This is a genomic window from Sorangium sp. So ce321 (assembly GCF_051530195.1).
Lineage (GTDB): Bacteria > Myxococcota_A > Polyangia > Polyangiales > Polyangiaceae > Sorangium.
On sequence record NZ_CP150329.1, the window covers coordinates 9,488,989 to 9,505,350 of the forward strand.

9 protein-coding genes are annotated in these 16,362 nt (G+C 72.7%); 8 read left to right on the plus strand and 1 reads right to left on the minus strand.

Features of this window, described 5'->3' with window-relative positions; translation table 11 throughout:
* Nucleotides 1–29 precede the first annotated feature (29 nt).
* From WME89_RS34970 to WME89_RS34995, 6 genes are all read left to right on the plus strand, one after another.
* Complete coding sequence (locus WME89_RS34970) at nucleotides 30–4,784, plus strand: multicopper oxidase domain-containing protein (protein WP_438003977.1); 4,755 nt, start codon at nucleotides 30–32, stop codon at nucleotides 4,782–4,784.
* Complete coding sequence (locus tag WME89_RS34975) at nucleotides 4,781–6,781, plus strand: YncE family protein (protein WP_438003978.1); 2,001 nt, start codon at nucleotides 4,781–4,783, stop codon at nucleotides 6,779–6,781. The genes WME89_RS34970 and WME89_RS34975 overlap by 4 nt, the downstream gene beginning before the upstream one ends.
* Entirely contained in the window at nucleotides 6,778–7,386 is a 609-nt protein-coding gene (locus tag WME89_RS34980) for an SCO family protein (protein WP_438003979.1), read from the plus strand. Before WME89_RS34975 ends, WME89_RS34980 begins: the two co-directional genes overlap by 4 nt.
* A 19-nt stretch (nucleotides 7,387–7,405) precedes the next feature.
* A complete protein-coding gene (locus WME89_RS34985) occupies nucleotides 7,406–9,088 on the plus strand; it encodes a cytochrome c/ABC transporter substrate-binding protein (protein WP_438003980.1) in 1,683 nt (560 codons plus the stop codon).
* A gap of 55 nt (nucleotides 9,089–9,143) precedes the next feature.
* Nucleotides 9,144–11,045, plus strand: a complete 1,902-nt coding sequence (gene ilvD / locus WME89_RS34990) for a dihydroxy-acid dehydratase (RefSeq protein ID WP_438003981.1) — start codon at nucleotides 9,144–9,146, stop codon at nucleotides 11,043–11,045.
* Between the two features lie 217 nt (nucleotides 11,046–11,262).
* Entirely contained in the window at nucleotides 11,263–12,582 is a 1,320-nt protein-coding gene (locus WME89_RS34995) for a formylglycine-generating enzyme family protein (RefSeq protein WP_438003982.1), read from the plus strand.
* Between the two features lie 55 nt (nucleotides 12,583–12,637).
* Here WME89_RS34995 and bluB read toward each other — a convergent pair whose 3' ends face one another.
* The gene (gene bluB, locus WME89_RS35000) at nucleotides 12,638–13,306 is read right to left on the minus strand and encodes a 5,6-dimethylbenzimidazole synthase (protein WP_437660996.1); all 669 of its coding nucleotides are present in this window, start codon (nucleotides 13,304–13,306) and stop codon (nucleotides 12,638–12,640) included.
* 326 nt (nucleotides 13,307–13,632) lie between these two features.
* Here bluB and WME89_RS35005 point away from each other — a divergent pair, with 326 nt between their 5' ends.
* Together WME89_RS35005 and WME89_RS35010 are read left to right on the plus strand one after the other, a co-directional pair.
* Complete coding sequence (locus WME89_RS35005; protein ID WP_438003983.1) at nucleotides 13,633–14,622, plus strand: FAD-dependent oxidoreductase; 990 nt, start codon at nucleotides 13,633–13,635, stop codon at nucleotides 14,620–14,622.
* 780 nt (nucleotides 14,623–15,402) lie between these two features.
* Entirely contained in the window at nucleotides 15,403–16,299 is an 897-nt protein-coding gene (locus WME89_RS35010) for a fatty acid desaturase (RefSeq protein WP_438003984.1), read from the plus strand.
* Nucleotides 16,300–16,362 lie beyond the last annotated feature (63 nt).

Consider the following 16,362-nt stretch of genomic DNA (forward strand, 5'->3'; position numbering starts at 1 on the left):
ACCGGTGTATGCATGCCAGGAGAGTACGCGTGTTGAAAACGAACAGACTGTTCGGAGCGATGCGCTGGGCTGCGGTGGTGCTGGGGCTCGCGGGCTGCGCCGACCAGGACGCCCCGCAGACCGAGGAGGGTATCGAGGAGAGCTCCGCCGGGCTCAGGGAGACCGGGACGCCGGCGAGCGGCAGGACCGTGTACGCGGACGTCGTCGCGCTCGACCAGGTCTACGTCTACAACCGTTTCGGGTCCTTCAACCCGGCGGGCATGATCTACGCGCTCCGGAGGGACGTCGTGCCCATCCGGCCGCGCGAGCCGCTCGGCCCGGGCAACGCCAGGCTGCGCGACGGCAAGCGACCGAGACCGCTCGTGCTGCGCGTCAACGTCGGAGACAACCTGCGCATCCGGTTCACCAACCTGCTCAGACCGGCCGACAGGCGTCCTGACGACTCCCCGAAGACGAGGAGCGCGTCCGTGCACGTCACCGGGCTCCAGATCAAGAACATCGAGGCGCTGGGCGGCAACGTCGGGCGGAGCCCTGACTCGCTCGCCGAGCCCGGCGAGACGCGCGTCTACGAGCTCTTCGCCGACCGGGAGGGGCCGTTCCTGATGCACAGCGCCGGCGCGATGGCCGGCGGCCAGGGAGACGGCGGGCAGATCGTCCAGGGGCTGTTCGGCGCGATCCACGTCGAGCCGCCGGGCGCGGTCGCATACCGCTCGCAGGTCACGGCCGAGGAGCTCGAGGCCGCCTCGCTGCCCCGGCGGAACCCCGACGGCACCCCCCGGATCAACTACGAGGCGCGCGACGCGCGCGGCGAGCCGATCCTCAGGATGATCAACGACCGCGACGAGATCGTCCACGGCGACCTCGACGCGATCATCGCCGGCTACGAAGAGAGCCAGCTCGAGGGCCGGCCCCCGCTGGCCACGGGCCGCTTCCGCGAGATCACGGCGCTGTTCCACGACGAGATCAACGCCGTCCAGGCGTTCCGCGAGCTCGAGGTGGACGAGGCGTTCCAGGGCGTGCGCGACGGCTTCGCCATCAACTACGGAGCCTCCGGGTTCGGCGCCATCCTCCTCGCCAACCGGGCGCGGCTCGGCCCCAGCAAGGAGTGCGTCGAGTGCAAGTTCGAGGAGTTCTTCCTGAGCTCGTGGACCAACGGCGATCCGGCCATGATCGTCGAGCGCGACAGGCACGGCAAGGCGCTACGGGCGCTCTTCCCCGACGACCCCTCGAACGTCCAGCACGCGTACCTCGGCGACCCCGTCTGGGTCCGGAACCTCCACGCGGGACCGAGGGAGACGCACGTCTTCCACCTTCACGCGCACCAGTGGCTGCAGGTGCCGAACAACGAGAACGGCTTCACCCGGGACTCCCAGAGCATCGGCCCGGGCGGGGCGTATACCTACAACATCAGCAGGGCGGGCAGCCGCGCGCTGACCGCCGGGGATGCGATATTCCACTGCCACCTGTATCCGCACTTCGCGCAGGGGATGTGGGGGCTCCTCCGCACCCATGATGTCTTCGAGGCGGGCACGCGCGATCGGCGACTCCCGGACGGAGAGATCGAGGACGGCACGCCCACGCCCGCGGTCGTGCCGATACCGGAGCTCGCGATGGCGCCCGTGCCGACCTACGCGCCCACCCTCGTCGAGCTGCCGGGCGGCCGGAGAGAGGTGCGGAAGGCGATGCCGGGATATCCCTTCTACATCGCTGCCAGGGAAGGTCACAGGCCTCCTCAGCCGCCGCTCGATCTCGTGGTCGACGGCGGGCTCCCGCGCCACGTCGTCACGAGCGTGCCGCCGGGCGGCGCGCGGCTCGGCGAGCGCGGCAGGTTCGATGTCGAGCTCCTGGCCGCCAACCTCAAGCTGCTGCCCCAGGAAGGGACGCCCGCCGAGCTGGCCGCACAGGACTTCCACGCCGGCCGGTTCCCGGGCGCGAGATCGTTCATGACACACGGGTTCCCCACCCGCGCCTATCCGGCGTTCACGCCGGAGGGCGAGCCGGCGCAGTTCGCCGTCAACGGCCAGCCGCCGGCGCCGGGCGCGCCCTTCACGAACCCCTGCCCGCCGCGGACACCGGAGCGCAGGTACCGCAGCGCCTTCGTCCAGATCGACGGCGTGGTCAACCGGCGCGGCTGGCATGACCCGCAGATGCGCCTCATGGTGCTCGAGGACGACATCAAGCCGACCCTGCGGGGCGAGAAGCCTCCGGAGCCGCTGTTCATCCGCGCCAACTCGGGCGAGTGCGTCGTCTCCGAGGCGACGAACGTCATGCCCGACGCGCTGGAGCGGGACGACTTCCAGATCTTCACGCCGACCGACATCGTCGGTCAGCACATCCATCTGGTGAAGTTCGACGTCACCTCCTCGGACGGCGCGGCGAACGGCTTCAACTACGAGGATGGTACCTTCGCCGCCGCGGAGGTCGTGCAGCGCATCGACGCCGCCAACGCCCTCGGCGGCGCCCTGGCCGCTGACGGCACGGTCCGCGAGCGCGGCGGCCGGGTCGGGCTGGAGGCGGAGCGACACCCGCGCATCGGCCGCCACGTGCTCGGCAGCGAGGTGGTCGGCCTGCAGACGACGGTGCAGCGCTGGTGGGCCGATCCGATCGTGAACCAGCAGAACGTGGACCGCACCCTCAACACCGCCTTCTCCCACGACCATTTCGGCCCCTCCTCGCACCAGCAGCACGGCCTCTACCTCGCCCTCATCATCGAGCCGCGCGGCTCGGTGTGGCGCGATCCCGAGAACGGCGTCGTGTTCGGCGCGCGCGATGACGGCGGACCCACGAGCTTCCGCGCCGACATCCTCCCGCCGCGCGGCTCGGTGCACCCGCCGTTCCGCGAGTTCGACCTCGCGCTCGCCGACTTCGCCCTGCTGTACGACGAGTGCGAGCGGCCGGTGAACCCGCCGACCGCCCAGGAGGCGCCGCTCCCGCTCGCGATCGATCACCCCCGGCGCTCCGCCCCGGAGGTGATCTCGTCGCGCGACCCTGGCAGCCAGCTCATGAACTACCGCCAGGAGCCCATCCCGGTGCGCATCGCCGAGCGCGACTGCAGGAGACGGCGCGTGACGCAGAAGCCCGGCGAGGAGGGCGAGATGCACAACGTGTTCAGCTCAAGGGTCCACCGCGATCCGTTCACGCCCGTGCTCCTCGCCAACGAGGGGGACCACATCCGGGTGCGACTCGTCCAGGGCGCGCAGGAGGAACAGCACGTCTTCTCGATCAACGGCCAGCGGTGGCTCAACGAGGTCGACGACCCGGACAGCGGCTACTCGAACGCTCAGCCGATCGGCATCTCCGAGCACTTCGAGTTCGAGCTCGCGCCCCCGGTCGCCGCGCTCGGCGAGGTGGGCGTCGGCGACTACATCTATCATAGCGCGCCCACGGACGACCTCTGGGATGGCCTCTGGGGCCTGCTCAGGATCCGGCCGCGGGGCGCCCCGGGCCTGCTGCCGCTGGCTCCGTCCCCTGGCTGGATACCGCACGAGGAGCGAGGCTTCCAGACGTGCCCGGCGAGCGCGCCGGTGACCCGGTACACCGTCCACGCGATCACCGCGAAGGGCAACCTGCCGGGCGGCCGCCTCACCTACAACAGGGAGTTCGACCTCTACGATCCAGACGGCCTGCTGTTCGTCCGCGCGGAGGATCTCCACGACCTGCGCGCGGGGCGCCGCGCCCCGGAGCCGCTCATCCTCCGCGCCGCCGCGGGCGACTGCATCCAGGTCACGCTCGTCAACGACCTTCCCCGCGAGCTGCCAAAGACGCCGCACTGGAACTACAGCCCGCCGATCATCGACGGGTTCAACACGAACCAGGTGCGGCCGTCGAACCACGTCTCGCTCCACCCGCAGCTCGTCGCTTACGACGTCAGGACCGACGACGGCGCCAACGTCGGGCTCAACGAGCCGCAGACCGTCGCGCCGGGCGAGTCGCGCGAGTACACCTGGTATGCCGGCGAGTTCTCCCAGAAGGACGGCAGGAGGGGACCGGTCGAGCCCCGCGCCGTCGAGTACGGCGCCATCAACCTCAGGGACATGGCCGATGTCGTCAACCACGGCATGCACGGCGCCGTCGGCGCGCTCATCGTCGAGCCCCAGGGCGCGACCTGGCGTGCCGAGCCGGGCACCCAGGCGCAGGCGGAGGTCACCTTCACGGACGTGTATGGGTACACGCGCTCGTTCAAGGAGTTCGTGGTCGTCTACCAGGACGAGGTCGGCATGCACTCGGGCAAGCGGAAGTTCCAGTGCCTCGATCGGGAGCTCAACTGCGGTACGGCCATCCGGAACCAGGACGGCGAGGACGACGCGGAGGAGTCGGGCCACAAGGCCTTCAACTACCGCACCGAGCCGTTCTGGGCGCGGCTCGGGATCAGGCCCGAGCTCGCGAGCGACGTGCTGAACGATCGGGATCTGAGCGACATCTTCAGCTCCGACGTCCACGGCGACCCGGCGACGCCGATCTTCACCGCCGGCGTCAGCCAGAAGGTGCGCGTGCGCCTCGTGCAGCCGTCCGGGCACCACCGCCAGCACGCCTTCGGCCTCTGGAACACGGAGTGGCCCCACAACCCCTTTGCCGAGGGGGAGCGCTCCCGGCGCATCGGCGAGAACAGAGAGACGCTGAACATCGCCGTCGAGCAGCCCTTCGGCCCCATGACCCACCGCAATATCGTCCCGTTCTTCCCGGCGGGCGGGAAGTTCGCCGTCCCCGGCGACCGGCTCTACCTCGAGCAGATGACCTACATGCTCTCGGACGGAGAGTGGGGCATCTTCCGGGTGGCGCCGTGACGCCGATCCTCGTCACGCGCCGGCTCTCGCTCGTCGCAGGCCTGCTCGGCGCCGCCGCCGCGCCCGCCTGCGGCCGGCGCGAGCCGCCTCCCCCACCCCCCGACGCCGCCGGGGCCGCCGCGCCCGCCGCGCCCGCCGCGCCCGCCGGCGAGGGCGAGCGAAGCGCAGTCGTGAGCCGGGTCGAGCGAGGAGGGCTGTCGATCGCCTTCGAGCTCCGGCCGCTCCGCGGCGCCGGAGACCGCCCGGAGGCGCGCTCCGACGCGACGGCGGTCTTCACGATCACCGACGCCGCCACGGGCGCGCCCGCGCGCGACCTCGGGCCGCTCGCGTGGATGTCGAGGCGCGCGGGCGCGCCGCCGGACGACGCCGGATGCCAGGAGAAGATCAGGAGCTTCATGGCCGGGCTCATCGCCGTCCACCCGGACGTGGACATGAACGCTTACCTCCTGTGGACGCAGAACCAGGACAACACGCTGTCGGTGATCAACCCGCAGATCGCGTTCACCCGGAGCAAGCTGCGCAGCATCGTCACCCTCGCGGCGGGCTCCACATCGCTCGCGCTCCACCCGGACGGCGATCGCCTCTACGTGACGCTCCAGAGCGGGCGCGGCCTCGCCATCGTCGACACGCGGCGCAGCCTGGTGGCGGCCAACGTGCCCGTCGGCGCCGAGCCGATGCGCGTCGCTGTCGCGCCCGACGGGCGGACCGTGTGGGTCGGCAACGACGGAGACGGGACGGTCAGCGTCGTCGACGCGCGCGCGGCGAGCGTGCTGAAGACGCTGCGCGCCGGCCCCGGTCACCACGAGTTCGCGTTCTCGGGCGGCGGGCGCACCGCCTGGATCACGAGCCGCGGCGCCAGCACCGTCACCGCCGTGGACACCGGCACGCTCGAGCCCGTCGCGGAGCTCGAGGTGGGCGAGGGGGCCGCCGCCGTCGCGGCGAGCGACGCCGCGAGCGCCGTTTACGTCGCGAACGAGGCACGGGGCGAGGTCGTCATCATCGACGCCGAGCGCCGCGCCGTCTCCAGCCGCGCCGCGGTGAAGGCCGGTGTCAGCGCGGTCCAGTTCGCTCCAGGGGGCCGCTTCGCCTTCGCGCTGAACCCCGCGAAGGGCGAGGTGTCGATCCTCGACGCCTCGGTGGGCGCGGTCGCGCACACGCTCGCCGGGTTCGCGGGCCCCGACGCGATCACCTTCACGAAGACGTACGCCTACGTGAGGAACCTCGGCGACAACAGGGTCTCTCTCGTCGAGCTGCCCTCGCTGGAGCGGCCCGGCAAGCCCGCGGTCGTCGAGGTCCAGGTCGGCCAGCAGGCGCCCCGGGCCGCGAAGGGCGCCGGGAGCGCCGCGCCGTTCGCCGTCGTGCCCGAGGGCAACGGCGCCATCGTCGCGAGCCCGGCCGACAAGGTCCTTTACTACTACGTCGAGGGCATGATGGCGCCGCTGGGCACCCTCTCGAACTACGGACGAGAGCCCCGGGCGGCGCTCATCGAGGATCGCTCGCTGAAGGAGGTGCAGCCCGGCGTGTACGCCGCGACGGTCCAGCTCGGCGACGAGGGCGCGCACGACGTCGAGCTCCTGATCCGCGGTCGCCGCGTCGCCGCCTGCCTCGAGGCGACGGTCGCGCCCTCGGCCGTGCCGGTGGAGGACCGCTCGCCCGGGCTCACCGTCGAGCCGCTCTTCGACGCCAGCGTCGATCTCGAGGTCTCGAAGCCGGCGACGCTGCGCTTCCGCGCGACGCCAAAGGCCTCGGCGCCTCCCCTCGAAGCAAAGGAGATGAAGGTGATGATCTTCCGATTCCCGGTCGGCTTCCGAGACACAGTGCTGCCGCGCGCCGAGCCGGACGGCGCCTTCTCGGTGACGTTCACGCCCCCCGAGCCCGGCCAGTACCGCCTCTTGCTGGAGGCCGAGTCGCGCAATGCCCCGCTCGGCGCGCTGCCTTCCGTCGACCTCCATGTCAGTCCGCCCGTCGCCGCGCCGGACGCGGGAGGTGGGCAATGAGGCGCGGCGCACCGCTCCTCGCGGCGGCGCTCGCGCTCGCGCTGCCGACCGCGAGCCCGGCGGGCGAGCCCGCGCCGCCTCGAACGGGCGCTCAGGTCAGCGGCCCGCCCGCCGACGCCGACGCGGCGGCGGCGTACTTCACCGACACGGAGCTCATCGATCAGGACGGGCGCCCGCGCCGCTTCTACACCGACCTCCTGCGCGGCCGGAAGGTCCTCATCCATTTCGTCTTCACCTCGTGCAAGGGCGCGTGCCCGACGATGACGGCGAACCTCGCGCGCGTGCAGGCCCTCCTCGGCAAGCGCGCTGGCAAGGAGATCGCGATCCTCACCATCACGGTCGACCCGGTGAACGACACGCCGAAGGTGCTCAAGCAGTTCGCCGCGAAGTTCAACGCGGGCGACGGCTGGCGCTTCCTGACCGGGACCCCGCAGAACGTGGAGAAGGTCCTCGGGCGCCTCGGCGGGCTCACGAAGAAGCCCGAGGAGCACACCTCGACGCTGCTCATCGGCGACACGAAGACCGGCATGTGGCTGAAGACGACCGCCACCGAGCGCCCCGAGACGATCGTGCACCTCGTGGACCACATCAACGACGCGCCGTGAGGTCGAGATGGGTCGATCCGTGACGAAGGCGCGGGGGGCGCGCGCCCACGGCGCGCTCGCCGCCGGGCTGGGCTCGGCGCTCGTCCTCGCCGCCGCCCTGAGGGGCGCCGCGTCCCTCGGCGACGCGCCCGCGCCCGTCGCGCCGGCGGCGTGCGCCGGGGCCGCGCCGTGCGCCGGGCCGACGGCGTGCGCCGAGCTCAGCCCCGCGGCGCTGCGCGGCAGGCGCATCTTCCACCATGGGGCCCTCGCCTCGGGGGAGCCGGTCGAGGGGCGCCTCGGCGAGGGCGGCGCCGCGCTGCGCGGCAAGGCGGCGGCCTGCGCCGGCTGTCACGGCCGCAGCGGCGACGGCACGGCGGAGGGCGGCGTCGCCGCGCCGCCGCTCACCCCCGAGCAGCTCTTCTCGACCGATCGCCCGGACGGCCCCTACACCGCGGAGACGCTCGCGACGGCCGTCCGCGAGGGCAGGACGCCGGCGGCGCGGGAGCTCCACCCCGTCATGCCGCGCTACCGGCTCGACGGCGCGCAGCTCGCCGACCTTGTCGCCTACCTGCGCTGCGTCGGTCGCGACGGCGATCCGGGCGTCTCGCCGGAGGCGCTCCGGCTCGGCGCCGCGCTCCCGCTCAGCGGTCGCTTCGCCGCGGCGGGCGCCGCCGCGCGCGACGTGCTCGCCGCGTCGTTCGCCGAGGTGAACGCGCAGGGCGGCGTGTTCCGCCGGCGTCTCGAGCTCGTCGTGGCCGACAGCGGCGAGTCCGTCGACGGGGCGCGCGCGACCTCGCGCCTCCTGGATCAGCGCGTCTTCGCGCTGGTCGGCACCGTCTGGAGCGGCGACGGCGGCGGCGACGCGGCGGCGCGCCTCGCGGCCGACGAGGTGCCGCTCATCGGCCCCCTCGGGTCCGGGCCTCCGGCCGCGGATCCGGGCGATGGCGTCGTGTTCCATCTCCAGCCCGGCCTCGACACGCTCGCGCGCGTCGCTGTCGCGCACCTCGCCGGCGCCCCCGCCCCCGCCGGCGCGGAGGCCCTGCTCGTGATCCACCCCGCGGACCCGCGCGGCGACGGCTTCCTCCGCGGCGCGCGCGCCGAGGCGCTGCGGCGCGGCCTCCCCGCCCCGGTCTCGTTCTCCTTCGAGCCGGGCCGCTTCGACGCCGCCGCCGCGTCCGCCGCCGCGGCGCGCCTGCGGCCGCGGGCCGTCCTGCTCGCCGGCGAGGGCGACGAGCTCTCGCGCTGGCTCGCGGCGTCGCGCTCCTCCGCCGGCCCGCCCGGCCCGCGCCCCGCCGTCTACGCGCCCGCTTCCCTGATGCCGCAGGACCCCGGGTCGCTCCGGCTCGCCGGCGCCGCGCGGCTCCTGCTCCTCCACCCGGGCCCCTTCGACGAGGCGGAGCGGCTCGGCCTGCTCTCGCTCTCCTCGTTCCTCGAGCGCCACCGCATCCCCGCCAGGCACACCGCCTTCCAGGCGAGCGCCTACGCCGCGGCCAGCGTCCTCGTCGAGGCGCTCAAGCGCGCGGGCGCCCACCTCACCCGCCCCGGCCTCATCGCGGCGCTCGAGGGGCTGAGAGCCTTCGATCCCGGCCCTGGCCCGGCGATCACCTTCGGGAGGAACCGCCGCGTCGGCGCGTACGGCGCGAGCCTCTCGCGGGTCGATCCGAGCTCTGCGAGCGTCGCGCACGTCGCGCCGGTGTCCGCGTGGGTCGAGGTCGTACCCTGACGCCGGCCTCGCCTGTCGGCTAGGCGCGACGACTGGAACGGAGTAGGTTCCGGGCATGGCCGGATACCGCAGTCGTACATCCACCCAGGGGCGCAACATGGCAGGGGCGCGCGCGCTGTGGCGCGCCACCGGCATGAAGGACGCCGACTTCGAGAAGCCGATCATCGCCATTGCGAACAGCTTCACCCAGTTCGTCCCGGGGCACGTCCACCTCCACGACGTGGGGCAGCGGGCGAAGAAGGTCATCGACGCCGCGGGCGGGTGGGGCGTCGAGTTCAACACCATCGCCATCGACGACGGGATCGCGATGGGCCACGCCGGCATGCTGTACTCGCTGCCGAGCCGGGAGCTCATCGCCGACAGCGTCGAGTACATGGTGAACGCGCACTGCGCCGACGCGCTCCTGTGCATCTCGAACTGCGACAAGATCACGCCCGGCATGCTGCTCGCGGCCATGCGGCTCAACGTCCCGACCGTCTTCGTCTCCGGCGGTCCGATGGAGGCGGGCAAGATCGTCGGGACGCACGACCGCGACGGCAAGCCGCTCATCCGGAAGCTCGACCTCATCGATCCGATGATCGCCGCCAGCGACAGCAAGGTGACGGACGCGGATCTCGCCGCGATGGAGCGGTCGGCGTGCCCGACCTGCGGCTCGTGCTCGGGCATGTTCACGGCCAACAGCATGAACTGCCTCAACGAGGCGCTCGGGCTGGCGCTGCCCGGCAACGGGACGCTGCTCGCGACGCACGCGGCGCGCTGGGATCTCTTCGAGGCGGCGGCGAAGCGCATCGTCGCGCTCGCGCAGAAGCACTACGTCGAGGGGGACGACTCGGTGCTGCCGCGGAGCATCGCGACGTTCGAGGCGTTCGAGAACGCGATGGCGCTCGACATCGCGATGGGCGGCTCGACGAACACGGTGCTCCACCTCCTGGCGACCGCCCGCGAGGCGCAGGTCGACTTCAAGATGTCGGACATCGACCGCATGTCGCGCAAGGTGCCCAACATCTGCAAGGTCGCCCCGTCGTCGCACTACCACGTCGAGGACGTGCACCGCGCGGGCGGCGTGCTGACGATCCTCGGGGAGCTCGACCGCGCGGGGCTCATCCACCGGGAGGCGGGCACGGTCCACACGCGCACGCTGGGCGAGGCCATCGACGCGAACGACATCCGCCGCCCCACGGCGACGGCCGCCGCGAAGAGGCGCTCGCTCGCCGCGCCGGGCGGCGTGCCGACCACGGTCGCGTTCTCGCAGGACAAGTACTTCGCGGACACCGACGACGACGCCGAGAAGGGCTGTATTCGCGACGTCGCCCACGCGCACAGCCGCGAGGGCGGCCTCGCCGTGCTCTACGGCAACATCGCGGCGGACGGCTGCATCGTGAAGACCGCGGGCGTCGACCCCGAGATCTGGAAGTTCGAGGGGCCTGCGCGCGTGTTCCACTCGCAGGAGGCGGCGTGCGACGCGATCTGGAACGACCAGGTCCGCTCGGGCGACGTGGTCGTCATCGTCTACGAGGGGCCGAAGGGCGGCCCTGGCATGCAGGAGATGCTCTATCCGACGTCGTTCCTGAAGGGGAAGGGCCTCGGCAAGGCGTGCGCGCTCATCACCGACGGCCGGTTCAGCGGCGGGACCTCGGGCCTGAGCATCGGCCATGCCTCGCCCGAGGCGGCCGAGGGCGGGACGATCGCGCTCGTCGAGGAGGGCGACCGCATCCGGATCGACATCCCCGCCCGGACCATCGAGGTCGTCGTCAGCGACGCGGAGCTCGAGCAGCGCCGCCGCGCGGCCGAGGCGCGGGGCGCCGACGCGTTCAGGCCGAACCGCGACCGCAAGGTCTCCCCTGCCCTGCGCGCCTATGCGCTCATGGCCACGAGCGCCGCCAACGGCGCTGTCCGCGACGTCAACCAGATCGAGCCGAGCCGGCGCGCCGACGACAGCGCTGCGCGGCGCTCGTAGCGTGAGCGCGGACGTGCGGTCGTGCGGTCGTGAGCCGACATCGAGTCAGCGTCCCCTCTGAACGACACACCGGAGCTCGCGATCCGGAGGCGATCGCGACGCCTCTGCCACGGCGGCCGTCCTGGCCGCCGTGAGGCCCGCGCTCGTCGCCGCGCCCCGGGCCGGTACGTCACCGGGCGCGGCGACGCGACGCGCCCGGTGACGTATGATGAAGTACATGAGACAGTTGGCGCTTCTCGTGTCCCTCTCGCTCGTGTCGGGTTGCAGCCCGAGGGTCCGCGACTTCTCCGGTGACCAGGGCGCCGGGAGCGGCGGAAGCGGCTCCGGCAGCGGCAGCGGCAGCGGCAGCCAGACCAGCAGCCACACCGGCGGCAGCGTCACCAGCGGCAGCGGCGGCGGTGCCTGCGTCGACCCGGCCACGCAGTGCCCGCCGGCGCAGGGCGCCTGCGTCGAGGCGGTGTGCGTCGACGGCGCGTGCGCGGAGCGGCCGCGGCCGGCGCGGACGCCCTGCGGAGAGGGCGACGGCGCCGAGTGCGACGGATCCGGGGCCTGCGTGGCGTGCGACGACAGGATGGATTGCGGCATGTGCGCGGCGCCTGGTTGCCCGCACACCTGCGGCTCCGCGCCGGTGAGGGACATGCCGCCGAGCTGCGCTGACCGCGGAGCGGGCGCCGACGACAGCTGCGGCGGCGCAGCCGGCGAGAGCTGTTGTGGCAACACGATGGTCCCCTGCGGCACGTACCTGAGGAGCTACGATGGCGAGTCGAGCGCGGACGACGCGTTCCCCGCGGCCGTCAGCGATTTCCGGCTGGATCGGTACGAGATCACGGTGGGTCGATTCCGCGCCTTCGTGAACGCCGGGCAGGGCGTGCAGGCGAGCCCGCCCGCGATCGGGGTCGGCCGGCACCCGCACGTCGACGGCAGCGGGTGGATCGCGGGGTGGAACCGGCAGCTCGAGCCGGACACCGCGTCGCTGAGATCGGCGCTGAAGTGCAATGGCGACAACCTCTGGACATGGACCGACGAGCCCGGGACGAACGAGGAGCTGCCGATCAACTGCATCACCTGGTTCGAGGCGTTCGCCTTCTGCGCGTGGGACGGCGGCCGGCTGCCCTCCGAGGCGGAGTGGAACTACGCGGCTGCCGGGGGCGACGAGCACCGGAAGTACCCGTGGGGAGCGGACATCGACGTCGCTCGCGCCGCGTACGGCTGCACCGGCGATGGGAGCGCCGCGGGCAGCTGCGCGCTGAGCGACATCCTGCCGGTCGGCTCGAAGCCGAGCGGCGACGGGCGGTGGGGTCACGCGGACCTGGCCGGGAACGTGTGGGAGTGGGTGATGGACTGGTGGAGCGACGAGCTCTTCACGCCGTGCATCGACTGCGTGGATCGCGCGGACGGCGAGCGCGACGCGCCGCGGGTGACCCGCGGCGGGAGCTACCGCGCGCCGGCGGCGGACGTGCGCGCGGCCAACCGCGACTACAGCGGGCCCATCGACCGCGTGAACAACATCGGAGCCCGGTGCGCGAGGGACCTCTAGCCCCGCGGAGCGGCGCGCCACGGCCCCCGAGCGTGCGGCCGCGGGCGCGCCGCCGTCACGCGCCGCGGTCGCTGGCCGCGTCCTCGGGCCAGGCGTTCTCGGCGACGAGCTCCGACAGCGGGCGGCGCGCCGCCCAGCCGCACGCCTCGAGCATCGGCCGTTCGTAGAACTCCGCCACGTGACCGACGCACAGGAGGGCGAGCGGCCTGCTGCCCTTCGGCATGCCGAGCAGCGCGGCGAGGCCGTCCGGGTCGAAGAGCGACACCCACCCCACGCCGAGCCCCTCCGCGCGCGCGGCGAGCCACAGGTTCTGGATGGCCGCGGCCACCGAGGCGACGTCCATCTCAGGCAGCGTGCGGCGGCCGAACACGTGCGCTTCCCGCCCTGCCATCAGGCCGACGACGAGCAGCTCGCCGCACTCCCGGATGCCCTCGACCTTGAGGCGCATGAACTCGTCCTCGCGCTCGCCGAGCGCGCGCGCCGTGGCCAGGCGCTCCGCCTCGACGAGCGCGTGGATCTCGCGCCGGAGCTCCGGCGCCGTGATCCGCACGAACCGCCACGGCTGCATCATGCCCACGCTCGGCGCCGCGTGGGCGGCCGCGAGCAGCCTGGCGAGCGTGTCGGCGTCCACCGGATCCGGAAGGAAGTGGCGCATGTCGCGCCGCTCGTGGATGGCGCGGTACACGGCGGCGATCTCCGGATCGTTGAAGCTGTAGCTCGACATGGTCCCTCGCTCGCGCGCCGCGGCGATCCCGGCGCGACGGACGGGGACTGCGTAGCACCGCCGCCGCCGCCGCGGCAGCGCGCGCGAGGCGCCGCGCGACGCTTACGAGCGCCGCGCGGCGCCGTCCGGGGCGCGGGCGCGCAGCCCGGAGCACGCGCGAGGCAGCTCGGGACAGCGCGGGGCGGCGCGGAACGGACGCGGAACGGACGCGAACGGACGCGAACGGACGCGGAACGGACGCGAACGGACGCGGAACGGACGCGAACGGACGGCCGATCGGCTCCGGTCTCCGCGCGCGGCGCGCGCTCTCGACGCAGGGGGGCAGCGTGCTAGAGCGCGCGGTCGTGGAGCCCTCGGAACAGCAGGCCTCGGAGCAACGGATCACCGTCGTGGGCGCAGGGGTGCTCGGGTTGACCACGGCGGTCGTGCTCCAGCGCGACGGCCACCGGGTGCAGGTGATCGCGGCGGAGCGCGGCGACCGCACGACATCCGCGGTCGCCGCCGCGCTGTGGTTCCCTTTCCGGGCCGACCCGCCCGAGCGGGTCACCGCGTGGGCGCGGAAGAGCCTCGAAGAGCTCACGCGCATCGCGCGGGAGCACCCGGAGGCGGGCGTCGATCTCCTGACCTGCCGCGAGGCGGCGGACGAGACGCAGCTGCCCTGGTGGGCCTCGATCGTCCCGGACCTCTCGCTCGACCCTGGACCGCACCCGCTCGGCGCGCCGCACAGCTTCCGGTTCACGGCGCCGCGCATCGAGCCTGCGTTGCACCTGCCCTGGCTGGAGTCGCAGCTCGAAGCGCCGGTGCGCGTGGAGCGCGTGCAATCGCTCGCCGCGGTCGAGGGCGACTGCGTCGTGAATTGCACCGGGCTCGGGGCGCGCGCGCTCACCGGCGACCCCGAGCTCCTCGCCCTCTATGGCCAGGTCGCTCTCACCGAGCCGGGCGATATACACCCAGATGTCGCATTGGGTGATGAAAGGGACGAATCGGCGCTCTCGTATGTCATCCCGCGGCGCCACGAGATCGTGATTGGCGGCTGCGCCATTCCGTCCCCTGACGACCGCTCGTTGACGCCTGATCCCGAGCTCACTGACGCAATGCTCCAGCGGGTGCGCGCGGCCGGGCTCAGACCGGGCCGCCTGCTCGCCGTGCGCGCTGGACTGCGCCCGTATCGCACCACCGTGCGGCTCGAGCGCGAAGGCCGCGTGATCCACAATTACGGCCACGGTGGCGCTGGGTACACGCTGGCGTGGGGCTGCGCCGACGAGGTGAGGTCGATGCTGCGGCACGCCGACGCGTCGGCGCGCTGCCGCGGTTAGGTGATCACCCGAAGCACTGTTTTGACGCCCCCGCGAGCGCAGCGCCACACCTCAGACCGGCGCTCCGCGGCAGCGATGCCGCCGCGCGGTCCGCTTGAGTGTGCGAACGAGCGTGCGCGCGTGGCGGAGCGAGGTGCGAGCGCGAACGAGGAAGCGTGAACGAGGAAGCGCGAGCGAGGAAGCGAACCAGCCACCGCGAACGCGAACCAGCCACCGCGAACGCGAACCAGGCAAACGGAAGAGGCCGCTCCTGGAATCCAGCTAACCGGAAGCGCAACGCATTGCACCGAAAGCTCGTTGTACTCCTGTTGCGAGGCTGCTAGATTGGATTCGTGCTCGTCTGCGAGCAACTCCCGCCTTCTCTCGCAGCGGAACCGCCCCCGGCGCTTCCCTGTTCATTCGAGGGAATGGCCGTGGAGGGCCTCGCTCTGGAGATCGCTGGCCGCTGACGACCTCTCGGTGCGATCCCTGGAGCGCGGTCCCGAGGTGGTCGAACGTTCGCTTGCGCAGGGTCCGGCGTGCAGCGTCCGCTGTTACAAAAGTGAAGAACCGAAGCTTCCCCCGGGAGTTTTGAACGCCATGAACAACGACGAGAATCGACTCAGTCGTCCATCGGGGCGGCCGGCGGCCTGGAGTGTCACGATGAACAACGACGAGGTTCGCTCCAGCCGTCCTTCGGGGCGACCGTCGGGGCGACCGTCGGGGCGGCCGTCTGGACGGCCGTCGGGGAGACCGTCCGGGCGGCCGGCGGTCTGGAGCGTCCTGCCGCTGGCCAGCGGCTTGCTGCAGACCCGGCCGATCGAGTGGCCGACGCTCGTGCTCTTCGCGGGATCGTACGCGCTCTGGGCGGCGGCCGTCACCGTGGGGGTCATGGGCAGGGTGTCGACCGTGCCGGCCGTGCTCGCCGCGGCGGTGGCGGCGTATGCGGTCTTCACGCCGATGCACGAGGCCGCGCACCGGTCGCTGGCGCGCTCCGCGCTGCTGAACGCGGTGGTCGGACGGCTGTCCGGGCTGCTGCTCATGGCGCCGTTCCTGGCCGTGCGCCACTTTCACATCGAGCATCACAAGCACACGAACGAGGCGGATCGCGACCCCGACCACTGGAGCGGTCGCGGCCCGTGGTACCTGCTCCCGCTCCGGTGGGCGACACAGGATCTCCACTATTACTATCTATTTCTGCGCTCCTACCGTGCGCAGAAGCGCAGCGAGCGGATCGAGACGGTCGCGACGCTCGCGGCCATGCTCTCGCTCGTGGCGCTGGCCTTCGGGCTCGGGTTTGGCGAGCTCGTGGTCCTCTACTGGATCGTTCCGGCGCGGCTGGCGATCTTCTTCCTCGCGTTCGCCTTCGACTACCTGCCTCACTACCCGCACGGCATCACGGCCGCGCAGGACCGGTATCGCGCGACGCGCGCGGTGGACAGCGCGCTCTTCAACGTGCTGCTCTTCGGGCAGACCTACCACCTGATCCACCACCTCTACCCGGCCGTGCCGTTCTTCCGGTACCGGACCGTGTGGAAGCACCAGCGGGAGGAGCTCCTCCGGCTCCGGTCCGATAGCGTCGCGCCGCCCCGCGCGCCCTTGCCGCTGCTCGCGGCGGGCAGCCTCGCCCCGCCGCGGACGCCCACCATCCACGCCGCCCACCCCGCGCAGCCGGCGGCCGAGCTCGACGCCCTCTGATCCCGACCAGCGCGGCGCGGCGCTCCTCGTCGAGCGACGCGTTCGCCGCGCCGCGAGGCGCCC